Here is a 16,624-nt window from a genome sequence, read left to right as displayed (position 1 = left end):
GTTCTAGCTAAACGTGATAGATCCCTGAAGATAGGTATAGAATGTTGCGCTAGAGTTCTACCTACAATTTCATTTATCTCCTATTTTTCTCTAGCGAACACCCCTTGTTCCACTCCCTTCTATGACGGGCGAAATTAGTCCCATAGCTTGCCTCCGACAACTGTCGATCGGCAATAGTTCTGATCCAAAATTAATTGTTCACGCTTTGTCGATCGACGACACGACTGTGATCGGACGCGATCCTCGTTGCCAAATTGCCGTCGATCCAGTTTTATTTGGGTCGGTCTCGCGTCGTCATGCAGAGGTTCGTCCTTCAGAACAAATCGAAGATGCAGACCGCCCGACCTGGTGGGTCTGCGATCTCAATAGCTCGAATGGAACTTACCTGAACGGCAAGCGATTGCGGGGATGCCAAATTTTGCGATCGGGCGATCGTATTTCATTGGGAAACGATGGACCTGAATATATTTTTGAATATCTAGCAGATTTCAATACTAGTCGTGCGGCGGTAACGGAACGCGGTGCAGTCGTCCCGCCCGCTCGTGAATCAGTCACGTTGACGCAGCTTTTCCCAATTGTTTCAACCGGACGAGATTTAACCAGCAAGGCGTTCTTAGTTCCGGGTATTGTCACAATCGGATTTGTGGTGTCGCTATTTGTTGCTGTTGGACAACCGATTTTGTTCAATCGCTTGTTAGCGGGATACATTGCACTCGTTGGACTGTACTTCGTCTATCGACTATGTGGAAAGCGAAAACCGTGGTGGGTGATGGTGATTGCGGCAATGGGCACTTACTTCTTACTGCGGAGTCCAGTGCTGCTACTGTTTGCAGAATTTTTTAGATCGGTCTTACCTGGACAAGTGACCGCGCCTGGAGAATTGATTAATCCGTTGACGCTGTTTATCCGCATGTTCTTTGGTGCAGGGTTGATGGAAGAATTGCTGAAAGTGATTCCGATCGCAGTTTTGTTTGCGATCGGGCGATTTTTGCCTGCGCCTTGGAACGATCGCGTTGGAATTTGGGAGCCATTGGATGGAATTCTTTTAGGGGCGGCTTCGGCAGTTGGATTTACCCTGGTAGAAACGTTAGGGCAGTATGTGCCCGGAATGATCGAATCGACCTCTCTGCAACTCGGACAAGAAGGCGGATGGGATCAGCTTCGAGGCTTACAAGTTTTGATCCCAAGATTGCTCGGTTCGATTTCGGGGCATATGGCGTATAGCGGATATTTCGGCTATTTTATTGGACTTGCGGTATTGAAGCCTCGGCAGAGTGGGCTGATTTTATTGATTGGATATTTCACGGCTTCGGCGCTACATGCACTTTGGAATGTCATGGGAAGCGTGAGTGAGATTTTATTAGCGTTAGTTGGAATGTTGTCCTATGCGTTTTTGGCAGCGGCAATTCTGAAAGCTCGAACTTTATCACCAACGCGATCGCAAAACTTTGCAACTCGCCTAAAATCGTGACAACAGAAAAATCGCACCTCAGATAGAGACTCCCTGAGCCTTGAGAAGGACGTGATTTCATAGTGCAATGATTACGCTCGAATGGCAGGCATAGATACTGCCTGAACACACATATAGATGTTTCCATTCGACTATGACTTCCTTAAAACTCAAACTGCTTTTACCACTGACGTTTATCTCGATCGCATTTTTTTCAGGCGAACTCAAGGCGAATGCTAATGAAAAGCCGGTCACCTCGAACGGGGCTGCTCTCTTAGGTCAACCGTCGATCGACGTGAATGAATTGGCGGATCTACAAACGGGGCGACTCACCGTCGCTCAAACGACACCTTCTACTCCCAGTGAAATCGCTCCGGGTCGTGCAGTGCCCGGAAGTACACCTTCTGGGACTGAAACCAACCCCGCAGATGTGACACCGAGCAATACAACGCCTGTCACTCCGCAAAATACAACCCCGATCACACCGAACACGACAACCCCGACTACGCCAGATACCTTCACCCCTGGCACAACCCCAGTTACGCCAGATACGACAACCCCTAGCACAACCCCCGGTACAACCCCGATTACGCCGGATAGTACGCCAGGAACGACAACACCAACACCCACTACGATTCCGACTCAAGAATTCGTTCCGGGTCGAGCGACTCGCTCAGGTTCGAGCTATGTTGGAGTTGGTGGCAACATTGGGATTGGCGATGGTGATATTTCGCTAGGGCAAGGAAGCTTTGCTGTCATTAGCAAAATTGGCTTGACTCGCAATTTCTCAGTTCGCCCCTCTGTCCTGTTTAATGATGATGTTGCAATTTTGATTCCTGTGACCTATGACTTTAGCTTTGGCGAGGGTCCGACAGAGGGATTAGGATTTTCAGCGGCTCCTTATTTGGGTGTGGGTGCAGCAATTTCAACAGGCGATCGCGGCAGTGTTGGACTGCTGTTGACGGGTGGGGTTGATGTTCCCATTTCTTCTCAGTTCACAGCGACTGCTGCAGTGAATGCTTCTGTAACAGGACAAGCAGCCGTTGGCATTATGCTTGGAGTTGGCTATAACTTTGCTGGCTTCTAGGTTTGGTTCAGAACAGTAAGAAACTCCGGGTCTCTTCCAAAACTCGGAGTTTTTTGCTGTTTAAATCGCCGTGATGGTTAGAGCGCGGTCATGACTTGCATGAGTTCGTTGGAGAGATCGGGAGTTCCAAAGCTGGAATGCTTGAACAATACGCCTGCGAGGAAGTAAATATTTTGAGAATAGAAGGCTTGTCCTTGCTCGCGTAGTTGTCCAATCCACTTTTTCACTTTTGGCTCAGAACTATAGCAGCCAAACTTTAACGGAGTGACCATAAAATCTGCAACGGTATAGCCTTGGCCTGCTGCCCATTGTAATGTTTCGATTGGGTTTGAATAGCTCGATATCAATAGCATCACGTTTGGATAGTCTAAAGTGAGCAATCGATTGGTAATGGTTGCACCATCTGTTCCGCCATGCAGTAAAGGCATCCGAATCTTGTTGTCAGGAGCGGGGATGTAAGGCGGGTTCGCAATCAAATAGTTTGCATCTGTTGAAGCAAAGTCAAAGAAAGACTGATTGTGCAAAATGTACTTGTCCTGCAAGTTACATTGATCAACTCTAGATTTGGCAACCTCATAAGCTGCTGAGTTTAATTCAAACCCATGAATCTCACTCTGGAAGTGCGATCGCATCAATGAATTAATTACCGGACTGCCATCACCTGCACCAAATTCAACAATCAAATCGCAGTCTGTACATTGAGAAAAAACCAATCGCTCTAGACAATGCGAATAAAAATGAGACTCTTCAGGACAGAAGAAGACTTCGGGTGCTGTGATATTGCGTATAAGTGTTCCAGTCAAGATATTATCCTCGTTTGTTGCAAATTGCTGTGAAAAATGGTGGGGAGATAGGGGAATAGGGGCATAGGGAGAAAGGTAGAAGTGGTTCTTGCTTCCCATCTCCCTATCTCCCTATCCCTCTATCTTTCTCAATTTGACTAACTCCTAGATCCGCTCCCTATCAAATGGTGGGAAGTGACGCTGTTTGAACCCCATGGCGAATTGTGTTGACGATCGCTGCTCCCGCTCGATCGCCCATCAATTTCTCTTGGTCGTATCCCAAGACTAGCTGCCATGCTTGTTCGGGGTACATGTCTACAAGCGGCAACGTCACGTTTTCGATCATCCAGCGTCCGTGCCGTTCATCTTCTCGGATATGGAGATCCCAATATCCCATTGCACCATCGGATAGCTCTAACCGCTGTGCTGCTGCGAGATAGTTTCGATACGCTGAAGGACCTGCTACTTCAAAGTAGGCTAATCCACCGTTGTATCTGAGAAAATGCCGCTTACACTCGGTCAGGAGAAAGTTGTGATTCGTGGTTGCGAGTGCTTGCCACGGAACGAGATCAAAGTAAACTTCAGGCTGAGTACTCAAGCGCAACTCAGTCATCATTTGTGCAAAGAAAGTCGAATGCTTGCGAGCGAGACGACCATTCCCGTACTCTTCCAGTAATACCTTGGTTAAAGTTGCTTGCACTTCGTTGGCAGCACCCCCAAGAATCCGGGAGAGCCGACTTGCTTCGACTAAGCCATCAAAAGAAGTGATCGCTAGGAGATAGCGATACCCTTCAAAGGGCATGTGCTTACGCAGGTAGAGTGCATCTTCTGATAAGGTCGGATCGAGATCGGCAGCATAGCGATCGAGCAATGCCTGTTTGATATCAATATCGTGGTACGCCTCAACACTAAGGTGTGCTAATTCCCAGTCTTGCCAAGCCGTTTCGATCTGATTGCGAATTTTTTGGAGATAGAGCGATCGCTCGTTTGTATAATGCGTTAAGTCGTCATACCAGAATAAATTTAAGCGATTAATTCGATAGAGAACGCGCTGCAAAAATAGATGCGCCGCATCGCTACTTTGTGATTGCTGATAGGCTTCTTTGATTGCTGAATTGAGCGCAGTTTCAAAGTACCGAACTTGAGAATCAAATAAGTTCAATCGTTGATCTAAGTTCTCAACTTCGATCAAATTGCTTAACGTCTTTTCAGCTTTATAGTATGGATTGCTTTTGACATCTGCCTCGATCTCGTCTGGTAGTAACACTTGCGCCGACGGAGGCGTAACTAAACTGCCCTGCATGTATTTCTCTGAATCAACTATTTTCGCTCTCATCATGATTGATTTGAACAAAAAGATTCATCCTCCCAAGATAGAGGGTAAATCTTTCTTGAGAGGGGTTTTCAACTTGATCCTGACCGAGGGAAATTGAGTATTGATAGCAGTCGAAAAGCCTATCAATACTCAATTTATACCTTTAAAAGATCTTTTAAGAGGATGTTTCAAGAGTATAAAACCCTCTAAGTAAGCTCGAGTGAATCGATCGTCGCTTTAATCGCTTCTGCCAGCCTTTGCACATCAGGTTCTCGCATAATACTATGATGATCTCCGGCAAACACCTCAACTTCAATCTGATCAGAGACAAACTTTTCCCACCCAGATTGTTCAATCAGTGACTTAGATTCATCTGTGATCTGACTGAAGTAGAAATAGATCCGACCCGGATAAGCGCAGGATGGAATATAACTGTGAACAGCCTCCCCTCCTCGAAACATCCATTCTCGTTGTGCCTGCTGTGCTGGCGACTCTGGCTTGAACACCCGCTTGATTGAGGCAAGCAGGCGATCGATGAGAGAAGGAACTCGCTTAATCTCGTTCACAACATAGTCGAGCCGATCAGACGGCTTCAACCCGATTAATTTCTGAGAATGGAAGTACAGCGTCCGAATCACAGGCAGTTCTGGGAGAGGTTTGGGTCTCTGGCGTTGCATCTGTGAAGCTAACCAGCTTTCTGCTAACGCGAGGAATGCAACTTCCTCGCCTTGAGCTTGAAGTTGGAGGGCTGTTTCAAACGCGACCAACCCGCCCATACAAAACCCCCCTAGTAGATAGGGGCCTTGAGGCTGAAGTCTTTTGAGTTCCGCAAGACAAAGCTTTGCTCGATCGCGAATGTGTTCGGCAGGTTCTAGAACCTCCAATAGTCCAGTATCTAGATAAATCAAAGGTTGATCTGCTCCAAGATGCTGAGTGAGTGCAGCGGCTTCAGTCGGATGCTGAGAATACCAAAATAGCGATCGCAGTTGAGTTTGGGCAGCATCAAGCTTGATTTGCTCTTGCTCTAATCGCTGCGCCATTTGCTTGACTGTTGGCGCTTGAAATACGGCAAATAAGGGGAGTTTTCTGCCGATCAGTTGTTCGATCGCGCTTTGAAGCCGCACAGCTAAGAGCGAGTGACCGCCAATCTCAAAGAAATTATCATCTGTGCTAAGTGACTGCATTCCTGAAACGCTCTGCCAAATCTGGAGCAGTTGTGTTTCTAAAGGACTGGTGACTAAATTCGGATTTGCACTATCAGAAAGGTTTTCAGATGACTTGAAATGGTGGAGTTTCGCGCGATCGACTTTACCATTGGGGGTGAGTGGGAAAGCTTCTAGAACATGGAATGCCTGTGGCAGCATATAATCGGGCAGAGTTTGTTGAAGAAACTGCCGTAATGCTTTCGGAGCAATCACTTGCGTAGATGTGAGATAAGCCTGCAAGGATTTGTCTTGAGTGTCAGTGTGCTCGATGACAACGATCGCATCTTGCACATCAGGATGCTGTCTGAGTGCTGTCTCAATTTCCCCCAACTCGATCCGAAATCCCCGCAGCTTAATTTGATGGTCGAATCGTCCTAAAAAGTCTAGATTGCCATTCGGCAGATAGCGCGCTCGATCGCCCGTTCGATACAGTTGGGCTGGAACTCCATCAATTTGAGTCGAAACAAACTGTGAAGCATCGGGACGATGGAGATAGCCCAATGCTAATCCATCTCCCGCGAGACAAATTTCACCGGGAATCCCAACTGGAACGGGTTGAAGATGGCGATCGAGTAAAAAGATTTGCGTATTTGCGATCGGGCGACCAATTGGCAGCGTTGAGGAAACTTGCTCAACGCGATACCAGGAAGAAAAAGTCGTGTTTTCCGTCGGTCCATACACATGTAAAAATTGCTCAGGTGCGCCGCACTCGAACACTTGATTGACCCACTGTGGATCAGTTACTTCTCCACCTACAAGTAGATATCGCAGAGTTTGGAATGCAGTAGGAACATGCTGAGCGAGTTGATGAAACAATGCAGTGGTGAGAAACAACACTCGAATCGAGTGAGTCTGCAATGCTGCTGCAAATTCGTTAGGCGAGAGAAGAACAGCTTTGGGTACGATCGCGAGGGTTGTGCCATTGAGTAAAGCACCCCAGATTTCAAACGTAGCGGCATCAAACGAACAATTTGAAACCTGAGCGATCACATCTGAAGCTTGTAAATCGACATAATTCGTATTCAGGACTAATCGCATGACTGCACGATGTGGAACCATCACACCTTTGGGATTGCCAGTAGAACCAGAGGTGTAAAGGATGTAAGCCAAATCCTGTGCAGTATTGACAGGAGCGAGATTCTCCGGAATGTTCTCTAGCTGGAGCGCATCAAGATTGATCACTTGGCAGTTCGAGAATGCTGCCGGAAAGATTGATTTACTCTCATGCAGAAGAATGCGAGCTTGGGTATCTTCGAGCATGTAGCTCAGGCGATCGACTGGATAAGTGGGATCGAGTGGGAGATAAGCCCCTCCTGCTTTGAGAATTGCCAGCAGCGCAATGATCAGCTTGGGCGATCGCTCTAAGTGAACTGCGATCGCTTGATTAGGTTGAACGTCTAAAGTTCTCAAATAGTGTGCAAGTTGATTCGCTTGCTGATTAAGTTCGCGATAGCTGTAGCGCTGCTCGTCCATGACGAGTGCGATCGCGTCAGGAGTTTGTTCGACTTGAGCTTCAAACTGTTGATGAATGCAAGTCGTTCGAGGATAGTCTGTATGGGTTTGATTCCAGTCTAGGAACTGCTGTTTTTCAGAAAGTGTAAGAATTGGGAGTGTTGCGATCGACTGATCCGGTGCTTCGATGATTCCATTGAGAAGAATTTCAAAGTGCTGGCTTATTTGTTCGATCGTGCTGCGTTCAAAAACCTCTGTGCGATAGAGCCATGAAACTTTTAATCCTTGAGTGTTTTCGGTACAAGACAGCACCAGATCGAATTTAGCCGTTGCCGTGTCGATCAAAATCGGAGTTGAATTGGCAATGCTCAGAGACGAATCAGATGCATTTTGCAGCACAAACATGACTTGAACTAAAGGATTCTGATTCAAGCGGCGTTCTGGTTGCAGTTCTTCAACGAGCTTCTCAAAGGGCAAATCTTGATGTTCGTAAGCAGAGAGAACAACATCACGCACTCGACTCAAGAGCGATCGAAATGTGGGTTGACCGCTCAAATCTGTCCGAAGGACAAGTGTATTGACGAAAAAACCAATTAAGCCTTCAACATCAACCCATTTCCGATTCGCGATCGCAGAGCCAATCAGCATATCTTCTTGCTGAGTATAGCGGTATAGCAATGTTTTGAAAGCAGTTAGTAACATCATAAATAGAGTTACTTTTTCTTGCTGCGCGAATTGCTGAATGGCTTGAGTGAGTGTTTTGGAGAGAGTTAGAGAATATCTTTCACCTGCATCAGTTTGAACTGTTGAACAACTTGGGGTTGCCTTTGTAAAACAGTTGGAAAGTTCTAGAACGGGCAATTCTCCGGCTAAGCGTTGCTTCCAGTAATCAAGCTGTTGGGTTAAAACGTCGCCGCTGAGCCATTGTCTTTGCCATTGAGCAAAATCAGCATATTGGATCGGCAGTCTAGGGAGTGAGATCGGATTACCCGCTGTAAACGCAGTATAGTAGGCATCGATTTCGCGCAGGAGAATGTTCCCTGACCAACCATCTGAAGCAATGTGATGGAGCAATAAGAGTAAAGCTTGTTCACCATCGGGAAGACGAAATAGCGTAACTTTGAGCATCAAATCCTGACGCAGATCAAATGATTGCTGAGCCGCTCGAGTCAACGATCGCTGAAGTTCACTTTTCTGCTCCAAATCAATGATGACGAGATTTACAGGACGCGGCGGATGAATCACCTGAACAGGTTCATCTGCAATCAGATCAAATGTGGTACGGAGGACTTCATGACGCTCCACGATCGTATTGAGCGCTTGCTGTAGGGCAGAAAGATCTAGTTCAGATGGAAAGTGAAGTGCGATCGGAATATTGTAAATCGCACTCTCCGGTTGCAGTTGCGCGAGAAACCAGAGCCGTTGTTGAGCAAAAGAAAGCGCACAGGGGGATTGCTGCGATCGCTTTGGAATTTGAGGACTCGCAGGTTTTTGCTGTTTTTTGAGAAGCTGTGCTTCAAGTAAGGCACGTTTTTCGGGCGAGAGTTGCGCCAATCGCTGGTTGAGTAAATCAGTTGACCGCATCAGATCCGTCCTCAAGTAGATTGAGCAGTTGAAGTAACTCTTCGTCCTCTAATGTTTCAAGCTGCTGTTGAGTGATGGCGATCGCTAGCTCTGCGATCGTCGGTGATTCAAACAAGCAACGGAGCGGCAAATTGATTTGCAACTCAGCATCAATGCGGGTGATGATTCGAGTCGCCATCAAGGAGTGTCCTCCTAACTCAAAGAAATTATCATTGACGCTGATTTCTCTGAGTCCAAGTACCTGTTGCCAGATCTCTGCAAGCTTGGCTTCGATCGGCGTGCGTGGTAAAGCGGCATCACTCTCTAGCTGCTTCGTTGGAGCCGGAAGCGATCGCCGATCAATTTTCCCCGTCGGAGTGAGCGGCAAGGTGTCGAGAACCACGATCGCGTTCGGGATCATGTAATCCGGTAACTTTGATTTCAGAAACGATCGCAACTCAGCGACATCCACAGGCTGAGCAAGTCCGACGTAGGCAACGAGCGTTTTTTCGTGAGCTTGATCTTCTCGTACGATTGCGACAGCGATTTGTACTGCGTCTTGCTCCATGAGTACAGATTCAATCTCACCTAGCTCGATCCGAAATCCGCGAATTTTCACCTGATGATCGATCCGACCTAAGTACTCAACATTGCCGTCCGGGAGGTACCGCACTAGATCGCCCGTTTTGTATAATCGGGTTCCTTTGGCAATGTCTTGCAAACTGGGTGGAATGGGAATAAACCGTTCCGTGGTGAGATCTGGACGATTAAGATAAGCGATCGCTAAGCCATCCCCACCAATGTGCAGTTCACCAGGAACGCCAATCGGCAACGGTTGTAAATGTCGATCAAGAACATAGAGCTGCGTATTCGCGATCGGGCGACCAATTGCAGGTGATTTTTCAGCCGTTCTCACTCGATAGAGGGTGGAATAAATGGTGGTTTCGGTTGGGCCGTAGAGATTCCAAACACAATCACTCTGAGCGAGAAGACGACTCGCGAGATCTTTAGATAAGGCTTCTCCACCACAGAGGATTTTCAAGTGAGGCTGGCTCTGCCATTGAGATCCAAGTAAGATTTGCCAGGTTGCAGGCGTAAAATTTGCGATCGTTGCCCCGCTCGACTGCATTAATGCAGCAAGACGCTTGCCATCTCGCACGACATCTTGTGCAGCAATGACGAGTTTTGCGCCTGCAATTAAAGGCGAGTACAGTTCAAAAGCAGCTACATCAAAGCAAAAAGACGCAACTGCGACCCAAGTATCGTTGGGAGTGAGGGAAAAAAATCTCTGTCCTGCCCAAACTGCATTGACCAGAGATTGATGAGCAATAACGGCTCCTTTAGGCTTTCCAGTTGAGCCAGATGTATAGAGGAGGTAGGCTCGATCAGCTGTGGCTGTCGTGACTCTAAGATTGTCTGAACTCAGAATCTCACGGGGTTGATCGAGGCAAATAAGGTGAACGGGATACGCATCAAAAGCTTCAACGTGCCAAGATTGCGTGACTAAAATCGAGAGTTGTGCGTCCTCTAACATTAAAGCGAGTCGCGATCGCGGATAAGTTGGATCGAGCGGCACATAAGCTCCCCCTGCTTTGAGAATTCCTAGCATTCCAACAATCATGTCGAGTGAGCGATCGACACACAATCCGACAAATTGATTCGGAACCACTCCCAAGAGTTGCAAGTGATGGGCAAGTTGATTGGCGCGTTGATTGAGTTCTCGATAGGTCAGAGTTTGAGCTTCAAATTCAACGGCGATCGCATCGGGTGTTTTCTCAACTTGAGCTTCAAATAATTGATGGATACAACAATCTGGATAATCGCTCTCAGTCTTATTCCATTCGATTAAAGACTGATACCGTTCGGTTTCTGTGAGTAAAGGCAGTTCTGATAACGTGCGATCGCAATTCTGAACAATCCCGGAAAGTAATGTGAGTAAATGCCCGCTCATGCGCTCGATCGTTTCTGGCGCAAATAAGTCTGTGTTGTACTCAAACTTTGCCTGTAACTGTCGATCGACTTGGCTCATTTCCAATGTCAGATCAAACTTAGCGATCTCTCTGTCTAGAGACATGGGGTGCAATTCCAGTCCAGAAAGAGGTTGCACTTTTTCGGGTAGGTTTCGCAGTGCAAACATCGTTTGGAACAGAGGATTTTGACTTAGACTCCGCTCAGGCTGCAAAGCTTGTACTAGTTTCTCAAACGGAAAATTCTGATGGCTGTAAGCATCTAATGCCATGTCTCGCACGCGTTTGACCAAAGTGCGAAACGTCGGTTGCCCACTCAGATCTGATCTCAGCACGAGCGTATTGGCAAAAAAACCAATCAAGGGTTCAGTCTCGATCCGATTTCGATTCGCGATCGGGGTTCCAATCCAAAGGTCTTCTTGCTGCGTATAGCGATAAAGTAACGTGTTAAACGCTGCTAAGAGTACCATAAACAAAGTGGCTTGCTCTTGCTGCGCGAGTTGAATCAATGTTGTGGTTAACGCCTCTGGCACTGTGAAACGGTAGTGTGCGCCTGTGAAGGTTTGCACGGCTGGACGGGCGTGATCTGTGGGTAGCTCCAACATTGGAATTGTTCCACCCAATTGCTTTGTCCAATACTCAAACTGCGATCGCAATTTTCCCGTTTCAAATTGCTGGTGTTGCCAGACTGCAAAATCTCCATACTGAATCGGTAATTCAGCAAGCGATGAGGGATATTGATGTAAAAGTGCTTCGTAGAGTTCACCCAACTCTTGCCAAAAAATCCCGACTGACCACCCATCAGAGATCAAATGATGCTGAACAAGTAAAAGCACAGATTCAGCTTGATCGAGCCGCAGTAAAACCATTCGCCATAACGGTTTTTCAGCCAGATCAAACGGTTGGCAGATCACTTGCTGAATGTGCTGTTGGCAGGCAATTTCCCGCTCAGACTCAAGCTGAGATCGCAAATCAATTTCAGCAAACTCGATCGCGGGGTCGCATACAATCTGCACAGGTTCGCCATTGTTCAGTCCAATTGTGGTTCGTAGAATTTCGTGCCGTTGTGCGATCGCGCTTAATGCCTGTTGCAACACCTCAACGTTCAACTGTCCTTGCACTCGCACCGCATCAGCAATGTTATATACCGGACTCTCTGGCTCTAACTGTGCCAAGAACCACAATCGCTGCTGTGTGAACGAAAGTGGAATGGGCTGTGCTGGATCGCGATGGGGAATAGTTGCAGGTTTAGCGCTCTGTTCCTGTTGCTGAAGTTTTTGTTGCAGGAGCGTGCGCTGTGCGGGAGATAGGTTGGCAAGGCGTTGGGCAAGATCTTTCATAGGTCTGGGACTTTTACAATGATAGGTTCTCGATTAGTGCTAGGCGTTCCGCTTCTGGTCGATCCTGCAATTGATTGAACAGCGACATTAGCGTGCTAGACTCCGCACATAAGGCATCAATTCTTTCCGCTTGCTCCATGAGAGTTGGAGATTGAAATAAGGCGACCAATGGCATCTCAATCTCGAAGATCTGAGTAATCCGCACGATGATTTGAGTTGCTTTGAGTGAATCTCCTCCTAAGGCAAAGAAATTGTCGTGTCGTCCGATGTTACAGTCCGTTCCTAAAACTTCAGCCCAAATAGCAGCAAGTTTCTGCTCAGACTCAGTTTGAGGAGCGACAAACACAGGTTTCAATTGATCAACGAGCTTTTCAAACAACCCGATCCGTTGTAGCTTTCCAGTTGCGCCTGTAGGAATAGCATCGACCATCACGACTTGACTTGGAACTTTGAAATCTGCAACCTTTTGGAACAAGATTTTGCGAATCTCTACTGCACTCAAATTGGCTCCCGGATGTAGGACGACTGCGGCTGCAACATCTTCACCCAGAGTCGGATGCGGAACTGCAAATGTCACAGCTTGAAAGACTTCTGGAATGTCCATCAGCACGGCATCAATTTCTAAGGGTGCAATCTTTTCTCCGCCGCGATTGATGATTTCTTTTAAGCGTCCTTGCAGGAATAAAAAACCATCAGAGTCGAAGTATCCTTGATCTCCAGTTCTAAACCATCCCTGCGTAAATGCTTTTGCTGTCGCATCTGGATTCTGTTCATATCCAGATGTGACATTTGCACCTCGAATCACAACTTCCCCGATCGCACTCGGTTGAAGCAATTGTCCTGTTTCATCCATGATCGCAACCTCTAGCCCGATCGCTTTTCCGACCGAGCCAGCTTTACGATCGCTAGGTGACAGCAGATTACTGGTCATTTGATGGGCTGCTTCGGTCATGCCATACGCTTCGATGACAGGAACCTGAAAGGTTGTTTCTAGTAAATTTTTGACCTGAGTGGGGAGTGCAGCAGAAGAAGAACGAATCAAACGCAGAGCCGAATGCTCAAGTCGATCGCGCTGTTGTTCGGCTTGAGCCAAAATGGCTTGATGAATAGTAGGAACTGCACTGTACCAAGTCGGCTGAAAAGTTTCAAACCAGTCAAAAAATCGAGTGGCTTGAAATCCCGGTGTACAAATCACTTGCCCACCTGCTGCGATCGACGCAAGTAATACGCCGACCAATCCATGAATGTGAAACAGGGGCATTAAACTCAGACAGCGATCACTTGGCGTTAATTCCAAAGTTGTCGCCACATTGTTGGCAGAAGTCCATAGGTTGCGATGGGTGAGAGGAACCATTTTTGGACGAGAGGTTGTGCCTGAGGTGTGCAGGATCAGTGCGACATCATCAGGTTTTGCAAACTCAGGATGTCCATCACACACTGCGTGACCTTCTATCTCAAATTGTCCTGCTGAGGTTGGAATGAGGTCGAGAATTGGAATGTTGCGAGCCTGGGCGCTCGAACGTGCGGGTGAGGGTTGTCCGGCGAGAATGATCAGTGCTTTTGCTTGCAAGTCGTCTAAATAGAAATCAAATTCTGCACGTTGATAATTTGGATTCAGCGGCGCACAGGTAGCACAACTCGCGATCGCGAGAAAAACAACTGCCATTTCCGTCCCATTGGGTAGCACAACTGCAATCCGATCGTTGGGCTGAATCCCGTGAGCTGTGAGGATGTGGGTAACTTTTGTAATCTGACTGTGGAGGGCTTCATAGGTTAAGCCAGATTGCGGAGGTTCGTAGACAGATCGAAGCGCGATTGAGCTAGGCTGACATTCCGCTTGAACTGCAACGAGATGATGAAGCGTGAGATTCGCATCGCTGTATCTCAATAGAAACCTCCATGACAGAAGTTAAAATGACAACATATTATACTGACGGACTCTCAGATGACCCGGAAATTGCGATCGGCGAATCTGAATGCCAAATCATGTCTTAATTGCGACGCATGATGTCTTGGCATTCAAAAATCTCAGATATACAGATAAACCAGACTAAACAGAGATTTGAGCGATCCAGTCTTTTCCAAAAGGCTCCGCACGGTTAGCCCTAGCATCCCATTTCGGTATGGGTGAATGGGTCTCAACGATTACCTGCAAAATATTCTCTAAGCCTTCTTACCAAACTTTGACTTCAAATCATCTAACGACGCTGGCTTTTGCTGCGATTTCGATTTTTCTGGGGTTCTTCGTTCGGGTTGTTTCTGTCCTGAGGTCTTCACTGCTTGAGAGGCTTTTGAACCCGATTGTTCTTCTGACTTCATTGATAAACTGATTCGTTTCAGTGCTTCATTCACTTCTAAAACGCGCACTTTTACAACCTGTCCAACTTTCACAATTTGATTCGGATCGCTGACAAAGCGATCGCTCATTTGCGACACGTGAATCAAGCCGTCCTGATGCACACCGATATCAACAAATGCTCCAAAATTCGCCACATTGGTGACAATTCCTTCGAGTTCCATGCCGACTCGGAGATCTGAAATTTCTTTGATGCCTTCTTTGAAGGTTGCGTACTTAAATTCAGCACGCGGATCACGTCCAGGTTTTTCTAGTTCTGCAACGATGTCGCGCAGTGTCGGTTCTCCGATCGCGTCTGTCACATACTTCTTTAAATTCGCTTTAAGTTGCGCTGCGATCTGCGCCGTTTGAGTCAGAGGGACGTTGAGATCTTTAGCGATCGCTTCTAAAATTGCGTAGCTTTCTGGGTGAACGGCAGTATTGTCTAATGGATTTTTACCGTCGCGAATTCTCAGAAAACCCGCAGCTTGTTCAAAGGTTTTTGCACCCAATTTTGGGACTTTGAGCAATGATTTACGATCTTTGAACGCACCATTCTGATTGCGATAGTTCACAATATTATTTGCAACCGTTGAACTCACACCAGAAACAAACATTAATAGCTCTTTCGATGCTGTATTGAGGTCAACTCCGACATAGTTTACGCAACTTTCAACCGTTTCATCTAGCTTTTTCTTCAGTAGCTTTTGATCCACATCATGTTGATACTGTCCGACTCCGATCGATTTTGGATCAATCTTGACTAATTCTGCTAACGGATCTTGTAAACGCCGTCCAATGCTAATTGCGCCTCTGACGGTGATATCAAGTTCGGGAAACTCTGCGATCGCAACTGGACTTGCTGAATAAATTGAAGCACCGGATTCATTCACAATCACTTTAATCGGCTTGCGTTCTAAAGTCGTTAAAACTTCTGCGACAAATTCATCAGTTTCGCGGCTCGCAGTTCCATTTCCGATCGCAATGAGTTCAATTTGATATTGCTCAATCAACTTCTTCAAAGACACGGCTGCTTGCTTGCGCTTCTCAGCCCCAGTGTGTGGAAAGATTGCTTCGTATTTGAGAAATTGACCCGTTTGATCCAGGACTGAAACTTTGCAGCCTGTTCGGAAACCCGGATCGACGGCGAGCGTTGGCTTCATTCCAGCCGGAGCCGAAAGCAGTAACTCGCGCAAATTAGTTTCAAAGGTTTTAATCGATTCGATATCGGCTTCTTGTTTTTTCTGCGATCGTACTTCTGAAATGATCGAAGTTTTCATCAAGCGATTGAACGCATCTTTGAGCATCGATTGATAAAATTCTCGAACAGGTTTTGCCTTTGTCCGAATCGTTTCTGACTCTAGATACTGCTGTACCGAATCCTCATCAAAGCTGAGATCAAAGCTCAGAATTCCTTCTGCCTCTCCACGGTATAGAGCGAGTAGGTTATGAGGTGCAATCTTAGTAATCTTCGCTTGATAGTTGCGGTACATTTCAAACTTTGTACTGCCCTCAGGATAGTCATCTTTGATCCGCGACACAAAGATTCCAGACTCCAAGAAAAACTCGCGCAGATACGCCCGAAATTCAGCCTTCTCGGCAACTTCTTCCGCCAAGATATCCGAAGCTCCTTGCAAAGCTTCCTCGATGGTTTTAACGCCTTTTTCTTCAGATAAATACCGCTTTGCTTCGTCTTCTAAGGATGCGACAGATGCGTTGGGCTGATTCAAAGCAGCGATAAAAACAGCCAACTCACCTAAGCCTTTCTCGCGTGCGATCGTCGCTCTTGTTCTGCGCTTCGGACGATATGGCAGATACAAATCTTCTAGTTCATTCTTCTGCAAACAGGCTTCGATCTTGAGCTTCAATTCTTCCGTGAGTTTGCCTTGAGACTCGATCGAGTCGAGAATGGTTTTCTTGCGCTCTTCTAATTCGGTGAGATAGGTAAAGCGATCGAACAAATCCCGCAACTGCACCTCGTCCATTTCGCCAGTTCGCTCTTTGCGATACCGTGCAATAAACGGAACCGTTGCCCCTTCTGCAAACAGTTCGAGTGCATTGCTAATCTGAAACGATCGCAGTGAGAGTTCTTCTGCCAGAAGTTGAGGGATATTCATTATCTCGGAAC

General features: G+C 46.9%; 8 protein-coding genes. 2 read left to right on the top strand and 6 right to left on the bottom strand.

Features of this window, described 5'->3' with window-relative positions; genetic code table 11:
- The first annotated feature begins 121 nt into the window (after positions 1-121).
- Entirely contained in the window at positions 122-1,471 is a 1,350-nt protein-coding gene (locus tag LEPBO_RS0120455; protein ID WP_017289436.1) for a PrsW family glutamic-type intramembrane protease, read from the top strand.
- Positions 1,472-1,604: 133 nt separating this feature from the next.
- Entirely contained in the window at positions 1,605-2,537 is a 933-nt protein-coding gene (locus LEPBO_RS42980; protein ID WP_017289435.1) for a hypothetical protein, read from the top strand.
- A 77-nt stretch (positions 2,538-2,614) separates the two neighbouring features.
- Here LEPBO_RS42980 and LEPBO_RS0120445 read toward each other — a convergent pair whose 3' ends face one another.
- The 6 genes from LEPBO_RS0120445 to LEPBO_RS0120415 form a co-directional block, all read right to left on the bottom strand.
- On the bottom strand, positions 2,615-3,340 hold the full coding sequence (locus LEPBO_RS0120445; RefSeq protein WP_199323791.1) for an SAM-dependent methyltransferase: 726 nt from the start codon (positions 3,338-3,340) through the stop codon (positions 2,615-2,617).
- 160 nt (positions 3,341-3,500) lie between these two features.
- A complete protein-coding gene (locus LEPBO_RS0120440) occupies positions 3,501-4,658 on the bottom strand; it encodes an iron-containing redox enzyme family protein (protein WP_239741191.1) in 1,158 nt (385 codons plus the stop codon).
- Positions 4,659-4,840: 182 nt separating this feature from the next.
- Positions 4,841-8,875 (bottom strand): non-ribosomal peptide synthetase, encoded by a 4,035-nt coding sequence (locus LEPBO_RS37705; RefSeq protein WP_017289431.1) that lies wholly within the window; start codon positions 8,873-8,875, stop codon positions 4,841-4,843.
- Positions 8,862-12,161 (bottom strand): non-ribosomal peptide synthetase, encoded by a 3,300-nt coding sequence (locus LEPBO_RS37700; protein ID WP_017289430.1) that lies wholly within the window; start codon positions 12,159-12,161, stop codon positions 8,862-8,864. The genes LEPBO_RS37705 and LEPBO_RS37700 overlap by 14 nt, the downstream gene beginning before the upstream one ends.
- Before the next feature lie 13 nt (positions 12,162-12,174).
- The gene (locus LEPBO_RS0120420; RefSeq protein WP_017289429.1) at positions 12,175-14,049 is read right to left on the bottom strand and encodes an AMP-binding protein; all 1,875 of its coding nucleotides are present in this window, start codon (positions 14,047-14,049) and stop codon (positions 12,175-12,177) included.
- Between the two features lie 275 nt (positions 14,050-14,324).
- Positions 14,325-16,613: a Tex family protein gene (locus LEPBO_RS0120415; protein ID WP_017289428.1), complete on the bottom strand. Its 2,289-nt coding sequence runs from the start codon at positions 16,611-16,613 to the stop codon at positions 14,325-14,327.
- Between the last annotated feature and the right edge of the window lie 11 nt (positions 16,614-16,624).

The sequence above is a fragment of the Leptolyngbya boryana PCC 6306 genome, from assembly GCF_000353285.1.
Lineage (GTDB): Bacteria > Cyanobacteriota > Cyanobacteriia > Leptolyngbyales > Leptolyngbyaceae > Leptolyngbya > Leptolyngbya boryana.
The sequence above is the reverse complement of the archived record's forward strand: the minus strand, read 5'-3'. Positions and strand labels throughout refer to the sequence as shown.